This is a genomic window from Pseudonocardia lacus (genome assembly GCF_018531445.1).
Classification (GTDB): domain Bacteria; phylum Actinomycetota; class Actinomycetes; order Mycobacteriales; family Pseudonocardiaceae; genus Pseudonocardia; species Pseudonocardia lacus.
This window is the reverse complement of record NZ_JAHDTH010000011.1, coordinates 48,837-70,290: the sequence shown is the minus strand read 5'-3', so window position 1 is coordinate 70,290 and position 21,454 is coordinate 48,837. Positions and strand designations below refer to the sequence as shown.

Sequence of the window (21,454 nt, the reverse complement as noted above, 5' to 3'; positions counted from 1 at the left end):
TCGGGCGGTCGGCGGCGTGGTGACCGCGGGGGTCGCCGGGCCGGCGACCTCGGCCGCGCAGGTCCGCACGATGCACCGCGAGGCCGAGCGCGCCCTGCGGCTGCTGCTGGCGCTGGGCCGGGAGGGCGAGGGCGCCGGCGCGGAGGAGCTCGGGGTGCTCGGCATGGTGCTGTCGGGCACGTCGCGCCGCCGGCTGCAGGACCTGCTCGCCGAGGCGGTCGACCCGGTCGAGCGCTACGACGCCGAGCACAACGCGCTGCTGCTGCCCACCCTGGACGCCTACTTCGCGGCGGGGCAGAACCCGCGCGCGGTGGCGCGCGCCCTGCGGGTGCACCCGAACACGGTCTACCAGCGCCTCGAGCGGATCGACCGGGTGCTCGGGCACCGCCGCTGGCGGGAGCCGGAGGGCGCGCTGGTCATGCAGGTCGCCCTGCAGCTGCGCCGGGTGCTGGAGCAGGTCCCGCTCGACGACCTGGTGCCCGGCCGACCCGGCTAGCAGCCGTTAACGCTCACATCCGGCCACCTTGACCCTGCTCGACTGAGCTGCCTAGAGTCGGCTAACGACCATTTGCCGAAGGCGGCCGCGGAGGTGTCATGAGCTCGATCCTGGACCGGTTCGCGGTGACGGACCGGGTGGCCGTCGTCACCGGCGCGTCCTCGGGCCTGGGCGTCGCGTTCGCGCGGGCGCTGGCCGAGGCGGGCGCCGACGTCGTGCTGGGCGCCCGCCGCGCCGACCGGCTCACCGACACCGCGAAGCTGGTCGCCGACGCCGGCCGCCGCGCGCTCACCGTCGCCACCGACGTGGCGCGCCAGCCCGACTGCCAGGCGCTGGTGGACGCGGCGATGGCCGAGTTCGGCCGGGTCGACATCCTGGTCAACAACGCCGGCATCGGCACCGCGGTCCCGGCCACCCGGGAGACCGTCGAGCAGTTCACCCAGGTCATCGACGTGAACCTGAACGGCTGCTACTGGATGGCCCAGGCCTGCGGGCGGGTCATGCAGCCGGGCAGCAGCATCATCAACATCTCCAGCATCCTCGGGCTGACCACGGCCGGGCTCCCCCAGGCCGCCTACGCCGCCAGCAAGGCCGGGCTCATCGGCCTGACCCGCGACCTGGCCCAGCAGTGGACCGGGCGCAAGGGCATCCGGGTCAACGCGCTGGCGCCCGGGTTCTTCGCCTCGGAGATGACCGACCAGTACGTGCCCGGCTACCTCGACCAGCAGATGCTGCGGGTGCCGATGGGCCGCGCGGGCGACCCGCGCGAGCTCGCCGCCGCTGTCGTCTTCCTCGCCTCCGAGGCCGGTGGCTACATCACCGGGCAGACCCTCGCCGTCGACGGGGGCATGACCATCACCTGAGCGCCGGACCGGCCGGCGGACGGCGCCGGCAGCAGCGACACCCGGAGGGCCATCGATGTCCCTGATCGCCGACACCTCCAGCCCCGCACGCACTCCGGCGGGCGTGCTGGCCCGCGCGCTGCAGCTGCTCGCCGAGGAGGCTCCCGCCGAGCAGCTCGACGGGCTCGGCGGCAGCGTCGCCGCCGACCTGCGCGGGCGCTCCCCCGGGTCGCAGGAGCGCGGCGCCGCGCTGCTGGGCCGCGCGCTGGTCGACGCCCGCCGCGTGCGCACCCTGCTCGACCAGCGCGACCGCCGCGAACGCGAGATGCGGGTGCTCGTGGAGGCCGCGCGCGACCTCACGTCCCTGCGCGGCACCGACGAGCTGCTGCGGGCCATCGCCGACCGGGCCCGCCAGCTGCTGGCCAGCGACTCCACCTACCTCGCCCTGGTGGAGCCGGACACCGGTGACGCGGTCATGCGGGTCACCTCCGGCACCCGCACCGCGGCGATCGAGACCGTGCGCCAACGACCCGGCCTCGGCGTCGGCGGGTACGTGATCCAGACCGGCCAGCCGCTGGCCACCACCGACTACCGCCGCGACGCCCGGCTGCGCCGCGACCCCGACGTCGCCGCGGCCGTCGCCGACGAGGGCTTCGTCAGCATCGTCGGCGTGCCCATCAAGCTGGGCACGGCGGTACTGGGCGCGCTGTTCGCCGCCACCCGCCGCCGGCACAGGTTCGGCCAGGACGAGATCGCGCTGCTGTCCTCGCTGGCCGGGCACGCCGCGGTGGTGCTGGAGAACGCCCGCCTCTACGAGCGCGTCCAGGAGACCTCGCACGAGCTGCGCGCCACCAACGCCCGACTGCGCGCCCAGGGCGAGGCCCTGCAGCGGGCCGCGCGGGCCCACGAGCAGCTGCTGCCGATGGCGCTGCACCGCGTCGGGCTGCCGGAGTTCGCCGACACCGTCTCCCGCATCCTCGACGGCACGGTCGTGGTGCTGTCCGGCGACGGACGGGTGCTGGGCCAGGCCGCCGCTCCCGGTGCTCCGGCACCGCTCGCCGTGCTGACCGGTCCCCCGCCGGGCGCGGTCGTGCGGACCGTGCCGATCAGCGCCGGCCGCGAGACGTTCGGCCGGCTGCTGTTCGCCCGCTGCGGCGCGCTCTCCGAGACCGACGAGCGCACGCTGGAGCGGGCCGCGCAGACGGCGGCGCTGCTGCTGGTCATGCAGCGCCAGACCTCGCTCGTCGAGCAGGACCTGCGCGCCGAGCTCGTCCAGGACCTGGTGGCCGAGCAGCCGCCGAGCTGGCCGGTGTTCCACCGGCGGGTGCGCCGCCTGGGGGCGGTCGACCTCGACCTGCCGCACAGCGTCCTGGTGCTCAGCGCCCGGGACGTGCCGCGGCGCCGGCTGCTCGACGCCGCCGTCCGGTTCGTCGGGCGGCGCGGCGGCATCGTCGGCGAGCACGCCGGGCACGTCGTCGCCGTCATCCCCGGCACGGACGCGACCGCGCTGGCCCGGGCCGCGGCGACCGACCTGGGCGCGGCCACCGGCCACCCCGTCACCGCGGGCGCGGCCGGCCCCGCGTCCTCCGCCGAGGCCGTCCGCGACCTGCACCGCGCCGCCGCCCGCTGCCACCGGCTGCTGCTGGCACTGGGCCGGGCCGGGCACGGCGCCGCCCTGCCCGACCTCGGGGTGCTCGGCTCCCTGCTGGAGGAGGCCTCCGCCGCGCAGGTGCGCCACCAGATCGACCGCGCGCTCGGACCGCTGCTGCGCTACGACCGCGACCACGGCTCCCGCCTCGTCGACACCCTCGACGGCTACTACGCCGCCGGCCAGAACCCGCCCGCGGTCGCCCAGCGCCTCGACGTCCACGTCAACACCGTCTACCAGCGCCTGGACCGCATCGACCAGGTCCTGGGCAGCCGCGCGTGGCGCGAGCCCCGCGGGGCCCTGGAGCTGCAGGTGGCGCTGCAGTTCCACCGCCTGCGCGGCGAGCCGGACTGAGCACGGGGCGCTCGGGCCGCCCCGGCGGTGGTGCGGCACGTGGTGCCGCACCCGGTCCTGCACGAGGTCGTGCTCGACCGCGGGCGGGTGATGGTCGACGTCTCCGCCCCGCGGCGGCCACAGCCAGTACCGGCCCGGCCCCGGATCCCCCCGACCGGCGGATGGCGGTCCCCGCATCCGGTGGCGATCGCCGTCTTCGGGACGGCAGGGGCCTACTGTCCGGACTACTCTGTCCGCCGATTCCCACCAGTCGAGGAGCCGCGCGTGAACGGCCACCAGCAGGGCGACGACACCGGCCCGGTGTCGTTCGCGCTCGTGGCCGACACCCTGGTGGTCAGCGGCGAGATCGACCTGCTGACCGCCCCCGCGCTGGGCGCCTTCCTGCAGTCGCACCTCGACGGCAGCCGGACGTGCCTAGCCCTTGACCTGTCCCGGGTGATGTTCTTCGCCGCCGCCGGCCTGCACCCCCTGCTGGGCGCGCTGGACACCGCCGAGCGGCGCGGCGTCGCGCTGCGGCCGGTGCGGCTCTCGCCCGCGGTGGTCCACGTGCTGGAGCTGACCGACACCGTCGACTGCTTCGCCGAGGCGGCGCGGGCCCCGAACACCCCGAGCACCACCACTGCCCCCTCGCGCCGCGGGGAGCCGGCATGACGGCGACCGCCGGGTAGCCGATCCCGGGAACCGCCTCGGGCGAGGAGGCGGGGTGAGGGTGCGGAGATCGGGTACAACGGCGGCATGCGGACACGGACCATCGGCAACGACACCGTCGGGCGCGTGGAGGTCGGCGCGATCGGCCTCGGGCTCATGACGTTCGACCAGACCGGCGCCCAGCCGCGCGAGCAGCTCGCCGACACCGTCCGCGCCGCCCTCGACGCCGGCGTGACCCTGTTCGACACCGCCGACGCCTACGGGCCCGGCGAGGAGAAGGGCGCCGCGGCGCAGGGTGCGAACGAACGGCTCATCGCCTCGCTGCTCGACGAGCTCGGCGTGCGCGACCGGGTGTTCCTGGCCACCAAGGGCGGCCACACCCGCACCGACGGCGGCGGCTGGGCCACCGACAGCTCGCCGGAGCACCTGCGCGCGGCCGTGGACGCCAGCCTGCGGCGCCTTGGCGTCGACCGGATCGCGCTCTGGCAGCACCACCGGCCCGACCCGCGGATCCCCTACGACGACGTCATCGGCACGCTCAAGGAGATCGCGGACTCCGGCAGGGTCCGGATGCTGGGCCTGTCCAACGCCGACCCCGACCAGATCCGCTCCGCCCACGCCGTCCTGGGCGACGCCCTGGTCAGCGTGCAGAACCAGTTCTCCCCCGGCTACCGCTCCAGCCGCCCCGAGATCGACGTGTGCGCCGAGCTCGGGCTGGCGTTCCTGGCCTGGAGCCCGCTGGGCGGCCTGGGCGACGCCAAGGAGCTCGCCGCGAAGCACCCGGCGTTCGCCGGGGTCGCGCGGGAGCGCGGCGTCAGCCCGCAGCAGGTGGCGCTGGCCTGGGAGCTGGCCCAGGCGCCGGTGGTGGTCCCGATCCCGGGCGCCAAGCGGCCGACGTCGATCACCGACTCGGCGGCGGCCGCCGACCTGGAGCTGACCCCCGAGGAGCTGGCGGCCCTCGACGAGGGCTGAGTTCCCTGACGCGGACGTGCCCGGCGCCGCCGGCGTGTCCGTGGTCGAGCGCGGCCGGGCGGGTCCTCAGAGCGCCGCGATCGCCTCCAGCTCGATGTGCACGACCGGGCTGGCGAACACCGCGACCAGGGTGGTGCGGGCCGGACCGGGCTCGGGCCACACCGACCGGAAGGCCTCGTTCCAGGCGCCGAACAGCTCGGCGGAGGACAGGTAGGCGTTGAGCTTCACCACGCGCGAGGTGTCGACCCCGGCGTCGGCGAGGGTGCCGCGGAGCAGCTCCACGACCTCGGTGATCTGCTGGCCGGCCGGCACCTCCGCCCCGGTGGGCATCGCCGCGAAGGCCGTCGGGGCGATCAGGCCCGAGGTGAACACCAGGCCGCCCGCGGTGACCGTGCCGGGCAGCATCGGTGACTGGCCGGGCGTGCGGAGCAGGGTCGACATGCGTCAGTCCTCCCATTCGACGGCCGACCGGTCGAGGTCGGCGATGCCGCCCCGGCCGAGCAGCACGAGCACGGTCTCGATCTCCTGGCGCAGCAGCTCCAGGACCTGGTGGGCGCCGTCCTCCCCGGCGGCGGCGATGCCGTAGGCGCTGAGCCGCCCGATCAGCACCGCGTCCGCGCCCATGGCGATCGCCTTGACCACGTCCGAGCCCCGCCGGATGCCGCTGTCGAGCAGCACGGCGCCGCGGCCGTCGACGGCCGCGACGACGGGCTCCAGCGCCTCGATCGCGGACCTGACGCCGTCGAGCTGGCGGCCGCCGTGGTTGGACACGACCACCCCGGCCGCGCCGGCGTCCAGCGCGGCGCGCGCGTCCTCGGCGGTCAGGATGCCCTTGGCCAGCCAGGGCAGCGGGAACTCCGCCAGCAGCGCGGTGAGCTTCGCCCAGCTCCACACCGGGTCGGACTGCGGGTAGAGCTGGCCGAGCGCCCGCTCCATGTCGACCTCGGCGCCGGGCGGGTAGTTGCCGCCGACGACCCGGTTGTCGATGTTGAAGTCGTTGAGCAGGTTGTGCTCGCGCCAGCCGGGCTGGGGGCAGTCCAGGGTGAGCACGAGCGCCCGGTAGCCGGCGTCGACGTAGCGCTGGACCATGGCCCGGAAGTTGGCCTCGCTGCCCATCGGGTGCAGCTGCCCGAACACCGCCGCCGCCGGGGCCGCCCCGGCCACCTCCTCGATGGAGAAGGTGCCGGCCTCGGGCACGACGCTGCAGGTGCCGAAGCGCTCGTTGGCCCGGGCCACGGCGAGGTGGCCCTCCTCGTGGAAGTAGCCCTCGGCGCCGAACGGCGCGGTCAGCACCGGCATCCGCAGGTCGATCCCCAGCAGCGTGCTGGACGTCGACGGGTAGGGCCGCCCGGACATGACGCGGGGCACGAAGCGGATGCGGTCGAAGGCCGAGCGGTTGCGCCGCAGGGTGATCTCCGCGCCCGACCCGCCCTGCAGGAACTCGACGATGACGGGGTCCATCCCGGCCAGGCCGGTCCGCTCGATCTCGCGCAGCGTGCGCAGCCCGGCCCGGACCGTCGTCCGCTCCACCATGACGTGCCTCCCCCCTCGCGCCTGCGGCGATGCTACGACGCGCGGCGGCCCGTGGATCTCCACGAGTGACCGCGACCTCGTGCACCGGGTGAGCCGGCGGTGCTGCGCCTTCCCGGCGGACAGACGACGATGGGTCCGGTGAGCAGCGAGCCGCACGGGATCGCCTTCCCCGCCGACGCGTCGGGGCGGCGCAGCACCACCGCCTTCGGGCGGGCCGTCCTGGCCGACGCGCTGCGCCCGGTCGACCCGGCCGGCGCGCGGGCCGCCGAGCGCGAGACGGCCTGGCGCAGCCAGTACATCGGGCACTTCCGCCGCCAGGTCGAGGCCGGCCTCGGCGCGCCTGGCGACTGGCTCACGATGGCCGAGGCCGGGTTGGCGTCGGTCACCGACCGGATGGTGGTCGTGCGCGACGGCGCCGACGTCGGGCTGCGCACCCTGCTGACCGGCGGCCCCGACCGGCCGCTGGGCACCGTCGAGGTGCGCGGCACGGGCCGGCCCGTCGAGCGCCTGGCGATCCCCTACCAGGGCCGGCAGCTGACCGGGGACGCGCTGCGCGCCCAGCTGGAGCGGTGGGTCGGCGCCGGGGTCATGGAGCCCTCGGCCGCCGAGGCGGTCCGGACGGTGATCGACAACCCGGGGTGGCTGGCGCTGCCCGGGCGGACCGTCGCCGTGCTCGGCGCCGGCGCCGAGATGGGCCCGCTGCCGACGCTGCTGCGGTGGGGCGCGACGGTCGCCGCCGTCGACCTGCCGCGCCCGGCCCTCTGGGAGCGGACCGCCCGCCTGGCCCGGGAGAGCGCCGGCCTGCTGCTCGCGCCGGTCCGCGAGCCCGGACCGGCCCGCGCCGCGGGCGTCGACCTGCTGGTCGACGTCCCGGCGGTGGCCGAGTGGCTGCTGGCCCGGCCGGGGCGGCTGGTCCTGGGCAACTACCTCTACGCCGACGGCGGCACGCACGTGCGCACCTCGGTCGCGGCGGACGTGCTCGCCCAACGGCTGCGCTCGGCGCGCCCCGACCTGGCGCTGGCGTTCCTGGCCACCCCGACCGACGTGTTCGCGGTCCCGGCCGGGGCCGTCGAGCACTCGGTGCGGGCCTACGCCGAGCGCTCCCGCACCGCCAAGCTCCTGGGCCGGCCGCTGCGCTGGGCGACCCGGGGGCGGCTGCTGCACCGGACCTACCAGCCGGGGGCGAGCCCCGGGATCTGCGACGCGCTGGTGCCGGCCCAGGGCCCGAACTACGCCCTCGCGAAGCGCATCCAGCGCTGGCGGGCCGCGGTCGAGCGCGCCGCCGGGGCGACGGTCTCCTTCCACGTGGCCCCGTCCAGCCGCACCAGCTCGGTGCTCAAGAACAAGGCGCTGGCCGCCGCGTTCGCCGGCGCCCACCGCTTCGCCGTCGAGGTCTTCGAGCCGACGACGGCGAACGCGCTCATGGCCGCGCTGCTCGTGCACGACCTCACCGCGGAACCGGCCGTCCACGCCCACCCGTGGCAGCACGAGGCCGAGGGGGCGGTGCACGGCGGTCTGTGGCGCACCCCGTACGCCCCGCGCAGCTCCCTCGGCCTCGCCGCGGTGCTCGGCTACACCACCGCCCGCATGTGAGCGGTGGTTGACCGGTCCACGATCGGGGCATTCCTCCTCCGACGACGAAGGAGTGATCGATGGGCTTCCGCCTGCTGCCCCGCTTCCACCCGCGCCACCACCTGCGCAAGACCTACCGGCTGGGCCCGTTGCGGCTGCACGTCGGCGCCGGCGGCATCAGCTGGGGGCTCGGCGCCGGCCGCTGGTCCTGGAACGCCAGGAGCAGGCGGCACACCGTCGACACCCCCGGCCCCGGCTACTGGCAGAGCCGCGGGCGCCGGTAGCCCGCCGGGTCAGGTCGGCACGGCTGGTCAGGTCGGCACGCCCGAGGCGACCAGCCGGTCGTCCGGCAGCCCCGTGACGACCTCGACCCCGGCCGACATCACCCGCGAGAGCCGCAGCAGCAGGGCGGGGACCTCGTCGTCCGCCCAGCCGCACCCGGCGATCTCGTCGGACACCGCCAGCAGCGGCAGCGCCAGCCGGTCGCGCACCTCCTGGTAGCCGGCGAGGGCGCTGTCCTCGGCCCGGTCGTCGCCGAACCCGACGGCGACGGCCCGGGCCAGCAGCTCCGCGTCGCGCAGGGCGTCGGTCAGGCCGTGGGCAGTGAGCGGGTCCTTCCACGAGCCGGCGTCGCCGACCAGCGCCCACCCCGGCCCGTGCGCCCGGCGCAGGTGACCGGGACGGCCCGGCTGGGTGCGGACGACCCCCCGTCGCGCGCCCGCGCCCAGCCGGGCGGCCATGCCCGGGCTGGCCCGGGCCAGCACGTCGGCGAGCACCGCCGGTCCGCCGCGGCGGATGCGCTCCGGCGGGCCGCCGGCGAACACGCACACCTCGCCGCCGTTGGTCGGGATGAAGCCGGCGCCGACGCCGCCGCGGTAGGCCCACTCGTATCCGGCGGCCTCGACGCCGGCCCAGTAGCCGTAGACGACCGCGGAGCCGTGCGCGCCCCGGTGCAGGTCCTGCGCGCGCACGGCCGCGGCCACCGTGGAACGCACGCCGTCGGCGCCGATCACCAGGCGCGCCGCGATCGGGACGGTGCCGGCCCGCGTGCGGGCCCGGACACCGCCGACCCGGCCGTGGTCGTCCACGAGCAGCCCGGTGACGGCGACGCCGTGGCGCACCTCGGCGCCCGCCGCGACCGCGGCGTCGACCAGGACCGGGTCGAGCACCGTGCGCCGGGGCGCGTAGAGGGCCTCGACCCCGGCGCCGGGCGTGATCGGCACGATGATCTCGCCGTGCGCGTAGTGGAAGACGGTCCGGTGGACCGCGGGCGTGCCGAGGTCGACGAGCCGGTCGAGGAGCCCCCAGCGGGTCAGCTGGGCGACGCCGCCGCGCATCAGCGCGTGCGTCGAGGGGGTGTCGCTGCCGTAGCGGCCGCGGTCCACGGCCAGTACCGAGAGCCCGGCCCCGGCCAGCAGCATCGCCACCGCCGCGCCCGCGGCCCGGGCCCCGACGACGACCACGTCGTAGCGGTCGCGGTCGGGGCGGGTGCCCGGCAGGGGGTGCTCGCGCATCAGCCGGCGTCCACGTCGATGGCGACCGGCACCCCGTTGGTGACGACGTCGAACACCGCCGAGCGCGCCCTCGACCGCTCCACGACGTCGCGCAGGCGCGCCGGGTCGGCACCGCGCAGTCGCAGCGCGACGGTGATGCCCTGGAAGCCGTTGCGGGTCTGCGGGTCCAGGCCGAGCAGCCCCATCAGGTCGATGTCGCCCTCCACGGTGGACGAGACCTCGGTGAGGGTGATCCCGCGCGCGGCGGCGACGTTCGCGATGCCGGCGGTCAGGCAGGCCGCCAGCGCGTGCAGCAGGTACTCCACCGGGGTCGGGCCGTTGTCGCCGCCGACGAGCACCGCGGGGTGGTCGGCGTCGTAGGTGCGCGGCTCGACGTGGGCCATCTCCTGCAGGGCGCCGTGGAAGCCGTCGATGGTCGAGCGGCTGTGCGTGCCGCTGACCCAGGTGTTGGTGGCGCGGAAGCGGAACTTCGCGATCTCGGGGTTCGCCTTGACCGCGTCGAGCGTGGCGAACAGCGCCGCGGTGTCCACGCCGTTGCGCCGGGTGTCGTCGGTGATCGTCATCGGGGTCTCCCGTTGGTGTCGGTGTCGGGTGTCGGTGTCGCTGACCCGCCCACTGTCGATCGCGCCGACGCTGCCGGCATCCGTGCGGAGCACGGGAGCGGGCGCCTGCGTGGAAACCACGCAGGCGCTGCCGGCTGCCAAGATGGGTCGGTGGACCGGCCGGTGGGGGTGGTGGGCGCGGAGCTGACCGCGCGCGAGGCCGAGGTGCTCGCGCTGCTGCGGCAGCGGCTGTCCAACGGCGAGATCGCCGAGCAGCTCGTCGTCTCCGTGCGCACCGTGGAGAGCCACGTCTCGGCGCTGCTGCGCAAGCTCGGCGCCGAGGACCGGCGCGCCCTCGCCCGTCTCGCCGGTCCGGCTCCGCCCGTCGGGACGCACCCGCCGCAGCCGTCGCCGCTGCCGACACCACTGACCCCGTTCGTCGGGCGGGTCCACGAGCTCGACGCGCTCGCCGCCGCCGTCGGCCGCGACCGGCTGGTCACCGCCACCGGCCCGGGCGGGGTGGGCAAGACCCGCCTCGCGCTGGCCGTGGCGCACCGGCTGGCCGCCGAGCACCGCGACGGCGCGGTGTTCGTCGATCTGGTGGCGGTCGTCGACCCGACCCTGGTCACCGCCGCGGTCGCCGACGCCGTCGGGGTGCCGGAGCGGGCCGGCGCCAGCCGCGAGCAGGCGCTGCTCGCCGCGCTGGGCGGGCGCGAGCTGCTGCTCGTCGTGGACAACTGCGAGCACCTGCTCGACGGCGTGCGCGCGTGCGTGGAGCGGATCCTCACCGCGTGCCCGTCGGTGCGGGTGCTGGCCACCAGCCGGATCCGGCTGATGCTGGCGTTCGAGCGGGTGTTCGCCGTGCCCGGCCTGTCCACCGGCGGCAGCGACGACGGGGCCGACGGCGGCGACGCGGTCGCGTTGTTCACCGCCCGGATGAGCGCGGCGGGCGCCGCCGAGCCGGCGACCGCGCGGGAACGGGCCACCGTGCGCGGCATCTGCCGGGCGCTGGACGGCATGGCCCTGGCCATCGAGCTGGCCGCGGCCCGGGTCCCCGGGCTCGGGCTGGACGGGTTGTCCGGCGCCCTGGACGCGCACCTGCCGCTGCTGTCGGTCCGCGGCCGCGGCGACGGCCGGCACCGCTCGCTGCGCGCCGCGATCGACTGGAGCTACGCCCTGCTCACCGACGACGAGCGGGAGGCACTGCGGGCCGCGGCGGTGTTCGCGGCGAGGTTCGACGCCGACGCGCTCGCCGCCGTGACCGGCCGGCCGCGGGCGGACGTGCTGGACGCGCTGGGCCGGCTCGCGGACTGGAACCTGGTCTCGGTGCGCGCCGGCTCCCCCACCCGCTACCGGGTGCTGGAGACCATCCGCCAGTACGCCGCCGAGCTGCACCGCGACAACGACAACGACAACGACAGCGACGGCGACGAGGGCGTGCGGCTGCGCGCCGCCCACCTGGGCTGGGTGCGCGAGCGCCTGTCGGCGCTGATGCGCGCGGTCCGGGAGGGCGACGCGCGCGACGAGGACGCCTGGTGCGCCGCCGTCGACGCCGTGCTCGACGACGCCCGGGCCGCAATGAGCTGGGCGGGGGCGGACCCGTCGCGCCACCCCGCCGCCGTCGAGCTCGCCGACCTGCTCGGCGCGGTGTCCTACCAGCGCGGACACCCCGGGGAGGCGCAGCGCTCCCACGAGTGGGCCGCGGCACTGGCGGGCACCGCGGCCGAGCGGCACCACCGGCTGCGGCTGGCCGCGGGCGCCGCGGCCACGCGCAACGTCGGCGAGGAGGCCGTCGCGCTGCTCGAACGGGCGGCCGGCGTCACCGACGACCCGGACCTCGCCGCCTGCGACCTGGCGACGGCGGCCATGTACCCGCTGCGCTGCAGCGGCATCATGGGCGGGGCCGTGCCGGCCGACCTGGCGCCGGGCCTGCTGGAGCGGGCGCGCCGGACCAGCCGCGGCGGCCCGGCGGCGTCGGCGACCATCGCGATGGCCGAGGGGTGGGCGCCCGGGGCCACCGCGCACTCGCGGGCGCACACCGACGCGGCGCTCGCGCTGGCCGAGGCCGCCGGCGACCCCCTGCTGCGCAACATGGTCCTCGACCAGCTCATCGTGGTCGAGCTCGCCGACCGCGACCTGGCCGCGGCGCTGGCCGCGCTGCGCGCCCGGCTGGAACTGCTGGCCCCGCTGCCCGTCGACGCGCTGACCGGCTTCGAGTTCTACGACGCCACGCACATGGCCTGCCACCTGAACCTGGCCGTCGGCGACCTGCCCGCGGCCCGCCGCTACGCCGACGCCGTGGCCGCGCTGCCGTTCTACCGCGAGGAGCGCCACATCGGCCTCGGGCGCCGGGCGGAGGTCGACACGATGGCCGGCGACTTCGCCGGGGCGCTCGCCCGCGGCCGGTCGATGGAGCGCGACTGGGCCAGGGCGGGCCGGCCGGTGGCCAGCAACCTCGCCGTCGGGGCCTACTGCGTCGCCACGGCGCACGCGGTGCTGGGCGACGCCGACCAGCACCGGCACTGGGTCGCCATCACCGACGGCCTGCTGGGGACGTCGAACACCGGAGCGGGCCGCGACGGCGGGTGGCGCCCGACCCTCGACGCGCTGGCCGACCTGCACGCCGGCCGCCCCGAGGCGGCGACGCAGCGGCTGTCCGCCGACCTGGTCGGCGACCACTGGGACAACGCGAACTCGATCCTGTGGCTGCCCTGGTACGCGGCGCTGTGGGTGGAGTCCGCCGTCCTCGCCGGCCGTCCCGACGCCCTCGACCGCGTCGAGCCGGCCGCGCACGCCGCCCGGGCCAACCCGGTCGCGCTGGCGATCATCGAGCGGGCCGCCGCGATCGCGGCCGGCGACCCGTCGCGGTTGCCGGCGCTGGTCGGCCGTTTCGCCGACGCGGGCTGCCCCTACCAGGCGGCCCGCACCACCCTGCTGGCCCGATCCGCGGCGCGCTGACGTATCAGGCGCTCCCGCCGGCGGCCCTTCTCCGTGGGGGAGCCGAGCACAGGGGGATCGACGATGGACACGTTCACGGTGGGGACCGCGCTGGCCACGGGCCGGCGCAGGCGCGACCCGGCGGCGGTCCGGCTGTGGCGCCGGCTCCTCCCCCGCCTCGCCGCCTCGCCCGACGCGGTCGGGGCGGTCCGCGAGCTGCGCGCCAACCCGCGCAACCGGGCGGCGGGCCTGGTCCTGGGCGACGAGATCGCCCGCGTCCTCGACGCCGACCCCGACCTGCTGCGGCTGGCGCTGGCCGTCGTCGGGGGCGCGACCGAGCCGACCGCCGCGGCGGCGTGACCGGCCGGCGGTTCGGGTAGGCGGAGGGAGCGGTCAGCGCAGGGCCGCTCCGCCGGGCAGTCCCAGCAGGTCGAGCTCGGCGCGGGTGGGGAGGCCCTCCCAGTCGCCGCGGGTGGCGACGGCGAAGGCGCCCACCGCGTTGCCCCGGGCCAGCCGGCCGGGCACGGCGAGGCCGTCGAGCAGGGCGGAGAGGTAGCCGGCGGTGAAGGCGTCGCCCGCGCCCACCGAGTCGACGACGCCCACCCGGTGCCCGGGGGCGGCGTGCTCGCCGTCGGCGGTGAGCGCGCGGGCGCCCTCGGCCCCCAGCTTGACCACGACCTCGCACCCGGCGTCGCGCAGCGCGCCCACCCCGCCCACCAGCTCCAACTCCTCCGGCGAGCCGACCACGACGTCGACCCGCCGGGCCAGCGGGCCCAGCGCCGCCGCGGCCGCGGCCGCCGACCACAGCCGGGCCCGGTGGTTGACGTCCAGGCAGACCCGCCAGCCGGAGTGGGCCACGGCGCGGCGCACGGCGTCGAGCGGCCCCGGACCGAGCGCCGCGGTCACCCCCGTGACGTGCAGCAGCCGGGCCCCCGCGGCCAGCGCGGCGGTCAGGTCGTCGGGTTCCAGCCGGGAACCGGCCGAGCCGGCGCGGTGGTACTCCACCCGGGTCAGGTCGGGCAGGCGCTGCTCGAACAGCACCAGCCCGGTGGCCGCGTCCGGATCGGGGCGCAGCGCCAGCGCGACGCCCTCGGCCCGCAGGGTGCGCTCGACCAGCGCCCCGCTCTCGTCCGACCCGACCCGCCCGGCGAAGCGCACCGCGTGCCCGAGCCGGGCCAACCCGATCGCGACGTTCGACTCGGCGCCGGCGATCGAGAGCCGGGCCGCGCCGCCCAGGCGCACCGGCCCGTCGGCGCGCACCGCCACCATCGCCTCGCCGAACGTCAGGACGTCGACCGGGGTCATCCGGCGGCCGCCAGGAAGGCGCGCGCCCGCTCGCGCAGCGCGGCCAGGTCGCCGCCGCGGGCGGCGTCGCCCACCAGCGGACCGCCCGCCCCGACGGCCAGCGCCCCGGCGTCGAGGTAGGGGCGCACGTCCCCGACGCCGACCCCGCCGACCGGGACCAGGTCGACGCCCGGGAACGGGTCGCGCAGCGCGCGCAGGTACGCCGGGCCGTGCACGCTGGCCGGGAAGACCTTCACGGCCGCGGCACCCGCGCGCACCGCGGCCAGCACCTCGGTCGGGGTGAACGCCCCGGCCACCACCGGCAGCCCCAGCTCCAGCGCCGCGTCCACGCCGGGCCCGAGCGCCGGGGTGAGCGCGAACGCGGCCCCGGCGTCGCGGGCGCGGACGGCGTCGTCGCGGGTGAGCACGGTGCCGGCGCCCACCCGCTCGCCCAGCTCGGCCACCGCGCGCTCGATCACCCCGAACGCCCCGGCCGTGGTCAGCGACACCTCGACCAGCCCGATGCCCTCCTCGGCCAGCGCCAGCACCGTGCGCAGCGCCGCGTCGGCGTCGTCGCCGCGCACGATCGCCAGCACCGGGTGCTCGGCGAGCCGTCCCCGCAGGTCCATGCCACTCCCCCCGGTCAGGCCCAGCGCAGGGCGAGCGCGTCGCGGCTGCGGGCCAGCTCCAGCAGCTCGGCGCGCGTCGCCGGCCCGACCTGCGGGAACGGGGCCCGCGTGCGCGCCGAGGCGATGACACCGCCCTCCGCGAGCACGATCTTGGCCGCGGCCAGGCCGCACTGCCGGTTCTCGTAGTGGATCAACGGCAGGACCCGCTCCCACCCGGCGACCGCACTGTCGCGGTCGCCGGCGTGGTAGTCGGCGACGACGCCGGCCAGCACCTCCGGGATGGTCGCCGAGGACATGGTGGCCAGGACGCCGGCGTCGAGGTCGGGGACCAACGTGACGGCCTCCTCGCCGTCGTAGAGCCCGGGCAGGTCGGCGCCCGCGGCCTCGCGCAGGGCCCTGACCTTGCCGGCCGCGCGCGCCACCTCGATCTTGGCGTGCCGGACCTGCGGCACCTCCCTGGCCAGCCGGGCGAGCAGCGGCACCGGGAGCGCGGTGGGGCTCATCGGCGCGTCCTGGACCATGACCTCGATCTCGAGCCCGTCGGCGACGCGGCGGAAGAAGTCGAGCACGCCGTCCTCGCCCACGGCCATCGTCGCGCCGAAGAACGGCGGCATCAGCATGACCATCCCCGCCCCGCGCTCCAGCGCGTCCCGGGTGCGGTCGCGGGCGACGCGCGCGCTGTAGGAGCTGGTCGTCACGATCACCGGGACGCGGCCGGCGACCTGCTCCAGCGTGGCGTCGAGCACCTGCACGCGCTCGGCGTCGGTCAGCGAGAACTGCTCGGAGAAGTTGGCCAGCACGCAGATCGCCGCCGCGCCCGCGTCGACCAGGAACTCCGCGACCCGGCGCTGCCCGTCCAGGTCGAGCGACTCGTCGTCGGCGAACACGGTGGGCGCCACCGGCAGGACACCGCGCAGCCCGTCCCGGGGGATCACGGCGCTCGGCGGGGCGGGCACGGCTTCGGCGGGGTCCACGCCCCCGACCGTACGAGCAGGGCGCCGGAGATCCCATACCCCCGCGGCGCGGCGGTGGGTGGGGCGTCGCAGCGTGGGGTGGGGCGTCGCAGCGCGCCGGCGCGCTGCGAGCACCCCGCCAGGGCTGCAGCGCCCACTCAGCGCTGCGAGGACACCCACCCGCACCCACCCCGCGCTGCGGAGGACGCCCTGATCGCGCATTGCGGCGCGCCCCCACTGCCGCATCCGGCAACGCACCCGCACCCCCCTGCCGGATCACGGCACCCACGCACCCCCCGCGGCCAACGAGGCTCATCCCACGTCAACATCACGAAAGCGGTGACGCATGCGCAGGTCCCCCGGGGCAACTGACCTGCCCCCCTCGATCAGCGACCTCCCGGCCCTGTCCGACCTCGTACCCCCCGACGTGTGGGCGGCCGACCTGGTCGCCGCTTCGGAGGGATTGTTCGAGCGCGATGTCCGCGTGCTCCGCGACAGCGACGGCGGCGGGCTCGTCGTCGTCGGGCACGCGGCGATGCGGGCGCTGGCCCAGCACGCCGAGGTCGGCGCGACGCCGGTCGAGTTCCTGACCGGGCGGTCGGGCGAGCGCGTGCGGCGCGCGACCGGGGCGGAACCGGGCGGGGCGGGGGCGTTCGACGCCTTCCTGCGCAACCAGGTCTTCACCATGAACCCGCCGCTGCACGCCGGCGTCCGCCGGGTCGTGGGCCGGCACCTGGTGCCGCGGGCGGTGATGGGGGCGGCGGGACGCGCCGAGCGGGTGATCGCCGAGGTGCTCGCCGAGGTGGTGGCGGCCGGTGGGCCGGTCGACCTGGCCCGGGACGTCGCCGGGCCGTACGTCACGCGGTTCTGGACCGGGCAGCTGGGCATCCCCGTCGGGACGGCCGCGCGCGTGCAGCACCTGATGCACGAGATGAACCGGATGTTCCTGTTCGCGCCCACCGTCGACGACCGGGCGCGGATGCTCGCGGCGACCGCGGAGTACATGGACCTCGTCGGGCGGACCGTGGCGCGGGCCTGGGAGCACGGCGACAACGCCCTGCTCGCCGACCTCGCCCGCGGCCTCGACGGCGTCGACCTCCCCGGCGGCCCCGCGGAGCTGGGCGCGTTCGTCGCGGCCAACTTCTTCGACGGCTTCCACACCGTCGGGGTGGCGCTGGCCAACGCGGTCCACCACCTGTACGCCGACCCCGCCGACGTCGAGCGCGTGCGACGGGACCCGTCGCTGGTGCCGGCGGCGTTCACCGAGGGCGTGCGCCTGTCCGCGCCGCTCATGCTGACCACCCGCATGGCGCACGCCGACGTGGAGCACGCGGGCCTGCGCATCCCGGCGGGCACGCCGATCACGATGGTCTGGATCGCCGGCAACCGCGACCCCGAGGTCCACGACGACCCCGGCCGCTACCGGCTCGACCGCGCGCCGCGGCTCGGGACCGCGTTCGGCGGCGGCGCGCGCATCTGCCCGGGGCGCAACGCGGCCCGGATGCTGGGCGAGGTCGCCCTGCGGGCGCTGACCGCGGCGACCGTGGAGGTGCACGTGGCCACCACGGACACCGGCTGGGTGCCGGGCTCCGGCATCCGCCGGCGCGCGGCGATCCCCGTGGTGGTGCGGCAGGTGGCGGCCGCATGAGCGCGACCGTGACCATCGTGGTGGTGGTCTGAGTGCCCGAGGCACGGTTCGTCGGCGCCGGGAGCGCCGAGACGGTCCTCGACGTGCCCAACGGGCAGACGCTCAAGCAGGCCGCGGTCGACAACCTCGTGCCGGGGATCATCGGCGACTGCGGCGGCTACGCCACCTGCGGCACCTGCCACGTCGTCGTAGACGAGCCCTTCCGGGCGCGCCTGCCTACCCCGTCGGAAGACGAGGAGATCATGTTGGAGGGACTTCTCACGCCGGTGACCGCTGGCAGCAGGCTCGCCTGCCAGATCACGATGGCAGACGATCTCGACGGCATCACCGTCCACGTTCCCGAGTCGCAGGGGTGAGCACTATGGATCCATCCATGGACAGCGCGGTCCGGGCGGTGATCGACGGGGGGCTGCGGCTCATCAGCGACGGGCTGGTGGAGGGCACCGCCGGCAACATCAGCGTCCGGCACGGCGACCTGGTCGCGGTCTCGCCCTCCTCGATCGACTACGACCGCATCCGCCCCGAGGACGTGTGCGTCCTGGACCTCGACGGGACGATCGTCAGCCGGCCCGACGGGCCCCGACCGTCCACCGAGACCGGCATGCACCTGCGGATCTACCGCGAGACCGGGGCGCGGGCCGTGGTGCACCACCACGGCCTGGCCAGCGTGGCGGTGTCGACGGTCGTCGACGTGCTGCCCGCGCTGCACTACTACATCGTCCGGCTCGGCGGCCCCGTCCGGGTGGCCGCCTACGCCCGCTACGGCACCGACCAGCTCGCCCGCAACGTGCTGGCCGCCCTGGAGGGCCGCAACGCCGCGCTGATGCAGAACCACGGCGCGATCACCTACGGCGCCTCGCTGGAGCAGGCCTTCGACCGGGCGCTGCTGCTGGAGTGGTTGTGCCGCCTGCAGGTCACCGCCGCATCGATGGGCAGGCCGCGGGCGCTGTCCGATTCGGACCTGGCCGAGGTCGCCTCGGCCGCCTACGAGAGGACGTCGTCGTGATCGCACCGCTGGGTCCCCGGGTCGTCTGCGTCGGCCCGCACATCGTCGACGTGCTGGTGCGCCCGGTCACCACCATCCCGCCCGGCCAGGGCGGCGCCCTCGTCGAGCAGCTGCGGATCACCGCCGCCGGGACCGCCGCGGGCACGGCCGTCGACCTGGCCAAGCTCGGCGCCCGGGTCACCTCGATCGGGGCGGTCGGCGACGACACGAACGGGCAACTGCTGCGCATGCTGCTCGACCAGCACGGCGTCGACGCGTCGCGGCTGGTCGTGCGCCCGGGCCTGGCGACCTCGGCGACCGTGCTGCCGATCCGCCCCAACGGCGAGCGCCCCGCCCTGCACCTGCCCGGCGCCACCGCGACGCTGACCGCCGCCGACGTCGACCTCGACCTGGTCGCGGACGCCGACTTCGTGCACCTCGGCGCCCCCGAGGCGCTCGGCCCGTTCGCAGCGGAGGCGGGGGTCGCGCTGCTGCGCCACGCCCGCGAGCACGGCACGACCACGTCGGTCGACGTGCTCGGGTCGGCCACCGACCCGGCCGTGCTCGACCGGCTCTCCGACCTGCTGCCCTGGGTCGACTACTTCCTGCCCAACGACGACCAGCTCCGCGGCCTGGCCGGGACCGACGACCTGGAGAAGGCCGCCAGGGCCGTGCGCGAGCGCGGCGTCGACACCGTCATCGCGACCATGGGCGGCGAGGGCTCGCTCATCGTCGGCGAGGGCGGGGCCGAACAGCTGCCCGCGTTCGCCTGCGACGTCGTCGACACCACCGGTTGCGGCGACGCGTTCGTCGCCGGCCTGCTGGTCGGCCTGCACCAGGGCTGGGAGGTCCGCGTCGCCGCCGCGCTCGGCACGGCCGCCGCGGGCCTGGTCGCCACCGGCCTCGGCTCGGACGCCGGCATCGTCGACCTGCCCACCACGATCGCCTACTGGGCCGACCGGACCGAGGAGATCGGCATCTCGCCGCCTTAGGCTGCCCAGATGCAGAGGGACCGCCGAACGGACGCGCACCCCTCGCTGACCGCGCTCGTCGCCGTCCTGCACGCCGAGCGCGAGTCGATCGCCCGCCGCTTCGCCCAGCTGCTGCGCACCGCCGCCCCGGAGTACTACGCGATCGACGCCAGCGACTTCCAGGACGCCGGGTGGGCGGCGCTGTCGGTGGTGGTCGACGGGGCGCTGCTCGCCGTCGACGAGGGCAGTCACGCCGGGTTCCCGGTGGAACTGGTCGCGGAGTCGGTGGCCGCGGGGCGCAACGGCCTGCCGTGGGAGGTGCTCGACCGCAGCTACCACCTCACCCACCAGGCCGTGTGGGAGTCGGTGATCGGCGTGCTGACCGGGCTGCGCCGCCCGCGCGCCGAACAGGCCGCGCTGCTGCGCGCCGTGTCCGAGCGGCTGTTCTCCTACTTCGACCACCTGTCCTCCACCGCCGGGCGGGTGTACGCGCGGGCCGAGCGCGAGCAGCGCGGCCGGCGCGACGACCGGCTGCGCGGGCTGGTGGGGCAGGTCCTCGACGGCGGGTCGGTGCCGGAGGTGGAGCTCGGCTACCGGCTCGGGCGCACGCACGTCGCCGTGGTCGCCTGGGGGTCCGACGACGTCCGGCCCACGCTGGGCGCCACCGCGCGCGCCCTGGACGCCGAGGTGCTGGTCGTCCCGGCCGGGGAGGACCAGACGTGGGCGTGGTTCGCGGTCGGCGACCGGGCGGGCGGCGACGCGCTCCGCTCGGCGCTGGACGCCGCCCCGGCGGGGCGGTTCGCGCTGGGCTCGCCCGCGGTGGGCGCCCCGGGTTTCGCGACCAGCCACCGGCAGGCCCGGCAGGCGGCGTCGGTGTGGGCGCGCCGGCTGACGGTCCCGGCCGGCTCGGCGCTCGGCTACGCCGAGGTCGCCTTCCTGGCCGTCGCGCTCGATGACGAGACGACGGCCCGGCTGTTCGCCGAGCACGAGCTGCGCCCGCTGCTCGCCGCGGGAGCGCGCTCGGGCGAGCTGGGCCGGACGCTGGTGGCGTACTCCCGGTCGGGTCTCAACACGCGGTTGACGGCGAAGGCGCTCGGCGTCTCCGAACGCACCGTGCGCTACCGGCTCGACCGGCTCGACGAGCTGCTCGGCGCCGGCTTCCGGGCCCGCCTGCCCGAGCTGGTACTGGCGATCGCGGTGGCCGACGCGCTCGACCTGCGACGCGGCGCCCCTACGTGGCCGACAGCCGCGACAGGAACCTCGACACCAGCGCGGACTGGTGCTCCGGGGTCATCCGCTCCGGGTCGATGATCGCCTGGATCGACAGCGACTCGATCAGCGCCTGGATCTCGTCGACGATGAAGCCGGCGTCCTCGTCGCGGCGCATCTCGCCGCAGTCCTGGGCCCGGGCCACGAACGAGCCCCACATCGCGCGCGAGCTGGCGTTGGACGCGCTGCGGATCTGGCGCAGGTGGGCGTTGCCGACCGTGTGACCGAGGAAGCTGACGTCGACGTGGGCCTCCAGCAGCCGCTCGTCGTCGAGCGGGAGCGCCTCCAGCAGGGCCAGCCGCAGCGCCTCCATGCTGGAGCGCCCCTCGGTCGCCTCGGCGATGCGGGCGCGGGCCCTGGCGAAGGCCAGCAGGTGGGCCGAGCTGAGGATGTCGGCCTTGTCCCTGAAGTAGTGCGTGAGCACCCCGACCGAGTGGCCGGCCTCGTCGGCGATGCGGCGGATCGTCGTCGCGTCCAGCCCGACCCGGGCGATCACCCGCCACGTCGCCGCGAGCACCTCTTGCCTGCGCTGGTCGTGGTCGACGATCTTCGGCATGGGTCTCCTCGGCTTGGCCCCGGGTGGGGTGTGTGCGGTCGGAGTGAGCACACGCAGTGACCACTCGGAGTGAGTCTGTCGCGACGGCGGCGCGGTCGCGC

General features: G+C 76.6%; 22 protein-coding genes. 14 read left to right on the top strand and 8 right to left on the bottom strand.

Annotated features, from left to right (window positions below):
- From KIK08_RS04345 to KIK08_RS04325, 5 genes are all read left to right on the top strand, one after another.
- Positions 1-496, top strand: a 496-nt coding sequence (locus tag KIK08_RS04345; protein WP_214401665.1) for a PucR family transcriptional regulator, incomplete at its 5' end; no start/stop codon positions are given.
- A 98-nt stretch (positions 497-594) separates the two neighbouring features.
- Complete coding sequence (locus KIK08_RS04340; RefSeq protein WP_214401664.1) at positions 595-1,359, top strand: SDR family NAD(P)-dependent oxidoreductase; 765 nt, start codon at positions 595-597, stop codon at positions 1,357-1,359.
- 55 nt (positions 1,360-1,414) lie between these two features.
- On the top strand, positions 1,415-3,340 hold the full coding sequence (locus KIK08_RS04335; protein ID WP_214401663.1) for a helix-turn-helix domain-containing protein: 1,926 nt from the start codon (positions 1,415-1,417) through the stop codon (positions 3,338-3,340).
- Positions 3,341-3,604: 264 nt separating this feature from the next.
- Positions 3,605-3,991 carry an STAS domain-containing protein gene (locus KIK08_RS04330; protein WP_214401662.1) on the top strand — a complete coding sequence of 129 codons (387 nt, stop codon included), beginning with the start codon at positions 3,605-3,607 and terminating at the stop codon, positions 3,989-3,991.
- A gap of 84 nt (positions 3,992-4,075) precedes the next feature.
- On the top strand, positions 4,076-4,960 hold the full coding sequence (locus KIK08_RS04325; protein WP_214401661.1) for an aldo/keto reductase: 885 nt from the start codon (positions 4,076-4,078) through the stop codon (positions 4,958-4,960).
- A 66-nt stretch (positions 4,961-5,026) separates the two neighbouring features.
- Here KIK08_RS04325 and KIK08_RS04320 read toward each other — a convergent pair whose 3' ends face one another.
- Together KIK08_RS04320 and KIK08_RS04315 are read right to left on the bottom strand one after the other, a co-directional pair.
- Entirely contained in the window at positions 5,027-5,401 is a 375-nt protein-coding gene (locus KIK08_RS04320; RefSeq protein ID WP_214401660.1) for a RidA family protein, read from the bottom strand.
- Between the two features lie 3 nt (positions 5,402-5,404).
- Entirely contained in the window at positions 5,405-6,493 is a 1,089-nt protein-coding gene (locus KIK08_RS04315) for an alpha-hydroxy acid oxidase (RefSeq protein ID WP_214401659.1), read from the bottom strand.
- A 138-nt stretch (positions 6,494-6,631) separates the two neighbouring features.
- On the opposite strand from KIK08_RS04315, the gene KIK08_RS04310 reads away from it, so the two are divergent.
- On the top strand, positions 6,632-8,086 hold the full coding sequence (locus KIK08_RS04310) for a hypothetical protein (protein WP_214401658.1): 1,455 nt from the start codon (positions 6,632-6,634) through the stop codon (positions 8,084-8,086).
- A gap of 59 nt (positions 8,087-8,145) precedes the next feature.
- Entirely contained in the window at positions 8,146-8,349 is a 204-nt protein-coding gene (locus tag KIK08_RS04305) for a DUF4236 domain-containing protein (RefSeq protein ID WP_214401657.1), read from the top strand.
- Positions 8,350-8,376: 27 nt separating this feature from the next.
- Here KIK08_RS04305 and KIK08_RS04300 read toward each other — a convergent pair whose 3' ends face one another.
- Together KIK08_RS04300 and KIK08_RS04295 are read right to left on the bottom strand one after the other, a co-directional pair.
- The gene (locus KIK08_RS04300) at positions 8,377-9,579 is read right to left on the bottom strand and encodes an NAD(P)/FAD-dependent oxidoreductase (RefSeq protein ID WP_214401656.1); all 1,203 of its coding nucleotides are present in this window, start codon (positions 9,577-9,579) and stop codon (positions 8,377-8,379) included.
- Positions 9,579-10,142, bottom strand: coding sequence for an OsmC family protein (locus tag KIK08_RS04295; protein ID WP_214401655.1), 564 nt, complete (start codon positions 10,140-10,142; stop codon positions 9,579-9,581). Before KIK08_RS04295 ends, KIK08_RS04300 begins: the two co-directional genes overlap by 1 nt.
- A gap of 150 nt (positions 10,143-10,292) precedes the next feature.
- On the opposite strand from KIK08_RS04295, the gene KIK08_RS04290 reads away from it, so the two are divergent.
- Together KIK08_RS04290 and KIK08_RS04285 are read left to right on the top strand one after the other, a co-directional pair.
- The gene (locus tag KIK08_RS04290; protein WP_214401654.1) at positions 10,293-13,079 is read left to right on the top strand and encodes an ATP-binding protein; all 2,787 of its coding nucleotides are present in this window, start codon (positions 10,293-10,295) and stop codon (positions 13,077-13,079) included.
- Between the two features lie 63 nt (positions 13,080-13,142).
- Complete coding sequence (locus KIK08_RS04285) at positions 13,143-13,418, top strand: hypothetical protein (RefSeq protein ID WP_214401653.1); 276 nt, start codon at positions 13,143-13,145, stop codon at positions 13,416-13,418.
- 33 nt (positions 13,419-13,451) lie between these two features.
- On the opposite strand, the gene KIK08_RS04280 is transcribed toward KIK08_RS04285, so the two are convergent.
- The 3 genes from KIK08_RS04280 to KIK08_RS04270 are packed head-to-tail and all read right to left on the bottom strand — an operon-like array spanning position 13,452 to position 15,945.
- Positions 13,452-14,363: a sugar kinase gene (locus KIK08_RS04280; RefSeq protein ID WP_214401652.1), complete on the bottom strand. Its 912-nt coding sequence runs from the start codon at positions 14,361-14,363 to the stop codon at positions 13,452-13,454.
- On the bottom strand, positions 14,360-14,971 hold the full coding sequence (locus KIK08_RS04275; RefSeq protein ID WP_214401651.1) for a bifunctional 4-hydroxy-2-oxoglutarate aldolase/2-dehydro-3-deoxy-phosphogluconate aldolase: 612 nt from the start codon (positions 14,969-14,971) through the stop codon (positions 14,360-14,362). The genes KIK08_RS04280 and KIK08_RS04275 overlap by 4 nt, the downstream gene beginning before the upstream one ends.
- A 14-nt stretch (positions 14,972-14,985) precedes the next feature.
- Positions 14,986-15,945, bottom strand: coding sequence for a dihydrodipicolinate synthase family protein (locus KIK08_RS04270; protein ID WP_214401650.1), 960 nt, complete (start codon positions 15,943-15,945; stop codon positions 14,986-14,988).
- Positions 15,946-16,270: 325 nt separating this feature from the next.
- Here KIK08_RS04270 and KIK08_RS04265 point away from each other — a divergent pair, with 325 nt between their 5' ends.
- From KIK08_RS04265 to KIK08_RS04245, 5 genes are read left to right on the top strand one after another with little or no spacing between them, the layout of a single operon-like run.
- Complete coding sequence (locus KIK08_RS04265) at positions 16,271-17,572, top strand: cytochrome P450 (RefSeq protein WP_214401649.1); 1,302 nt, start codon at positions 16,271-16,273, stop codon at positions 17,570-17,572.
- A gap of 32 nt (positions 17,573-17,604) precedes the next feature.
- On the top strand, positions 17,605-17,928 hold the full coding sequence (locus KIK08_RS04260) for a 2Fe-2S iron-sulfur cluster-binding protein (protein WP_214401648.1): 324 nt from the start codon (positions 17,605-17,607) through the stop codon (positions 17,926-17,928).
- A gap of 17 nt (positions 17,929-17,945) precedes the next feature.
- Complete coding sequence (locus KIK08_RS04255) at positions 17,946-18,578, top strand: class II aldolase/adducin family protein (RefSeq protein ID WP_250556271.1); 633 nt, start codon at positions 17,946-17,948, stop codon at positions 18,576-18,578.
- A complete protein-coding gene (locus KIK08_RS04250) occupies positions 18,575-19,549 on the top strand; it encodes a carbohydrate kinase family protein (RefSeq protein WP_308257388.1) in 975 nt (324 codons plus the stop codon). Before KIK08_RS04255 ends, KIK08_RS04250 begins: the two co-directional genes overlap by 4 nt.
- Before the next feature lie 9 nt (positions 19,550-19,558).
- Entirely contained in the window at positions 19,559-20,839 is a 1,281-nt protein-coding gene (locus tag KIK08_RS04245) for a PucR family transcriptional regulator (RefSeq protein WP_214401646.1), read from the top strand.
- Here the strand turns inward: KIK08_RS04245 and KIK08_RS04240 are convergent.
- The gene (locus KIK08_RS04240; RefSeq protein WP_214401645.1) at positions 20,760-21,353 is read right to left on the bottom strand and encodes a TetR/AcrR family transcriptional regulator; all 594 of its coding nucleotides are present in this window, start codon (positions 21,351-21,353) and stop codon (positions 20,760-20,762) included. The two genes, KIK08_RS04245 and KIK08_RS04240, sit on opposite strands and share 80 nt — an antisense overlap.
- Positions 21,354-21,454: the final 101 nt, after the last annotated feature.

Coding starts and splice junctions, on each gene's coding strand:
- KIK08_RS04240 (WP_214401645.1), bottom strand. CDS start 21,353: ATGCCGAAGATCGTCGACCACGACCAGCGCAGGCAAGAGGTGCTCGCG.
- KIK08_RS04325 (WP_214401661.1), top strand. CDS start 4,076: ATGCGGACACGGACCATCGGCAACGACACCGTCGGGCGCGTGGAGGTC.
- KIK08_RS04335 (WP_214401663.1), top strand. CDS start 1,415: ATGTCCCTGATCGCCGACACCTCCAGCCCCGCACGCACTCCGGCGGGC.
- KIK08_RS04255 (WP_250556271.1), top strand. CDS start 17,946: ATGGACAGCGCGGTCCGGGCGGTGATCGACGGGGGGCTGCGGCTCATC.
- KIK08_RS04280 (WP_214401652.1), bottom strand. CDS start 14,363: ATGACCCCGGTCGACGTCCTGACGTTCGGCGAGGCGATGGTGGCGGTG.
- KIK08_RS04245 (WP_214401646.1), top strand. CDS start 19,559: ATGCAGAGGGACCGCCGAACGGACGCGCACCCCTCGCTGACCGCGCTC.
- KIK08_RS04300 (WP_214401656.1), bottom strand. CDS start 9,579: ATGCGCGAGCACCCCCTGCCGGGCACCCGCCCCGACCGCGACCGCTAC.
- KIK08_RS04340 (WP_214401664.1), top strand. CDS start 595: ATGAGCTCGATCCTGGACCGGTTCGCGGTGACGGACCGGGTGGCCGTC.
- KIK08_RS04285 (WP_214401653.1), top strand. CDS start 13,143: ATGGACACGTTCACGGTGGGGACCGCGCTGGCCACGGGCCGGCGCAGG.
- KIK08_RS04315 (WP_214401659.1), bottom strand. CDS start 6,493: ATGGTGGAGCGGACGACGGTCCGGGCCGGGCTGCGCACGCTGCGCGAG.
- KIK08_RS04295 (WP_214401655.1), bottom strand. CDS start 10,142: ATGACGATCACCGACGACACCCGGCGCAACGGCGTGGACACCGCGGCG.
- KIK08_RS04305 (WP_214401657.1), top strand. CDS start 8,146: ATGGGCTTCCGCCTGCTGCCCCGCTTCCACCCGCGCCACCACCTGCGC.
- KIK08_RS04320 (WP_214401660.1), bottom strand. CDS start 5,401: ATGTCGACCCTGCTCCGCACGCCCGGCCAGTCACCGATGCTGCCCGGC.
- KIK08_RS04265 (WP_214401649.1), top strand. CDS start 16,271: ATGCGCAGGTCCCCCGGGGCAACTGACCTGCCCCCCTCGATCAGCGAC.
- KIK08_RS04275 (WP_214401651.1), bottom strand. CDS start 14,971: ATGGACCTGCGGGGACGGCTCGCCGAGCACCCGGTGCTGGCGATCGTG.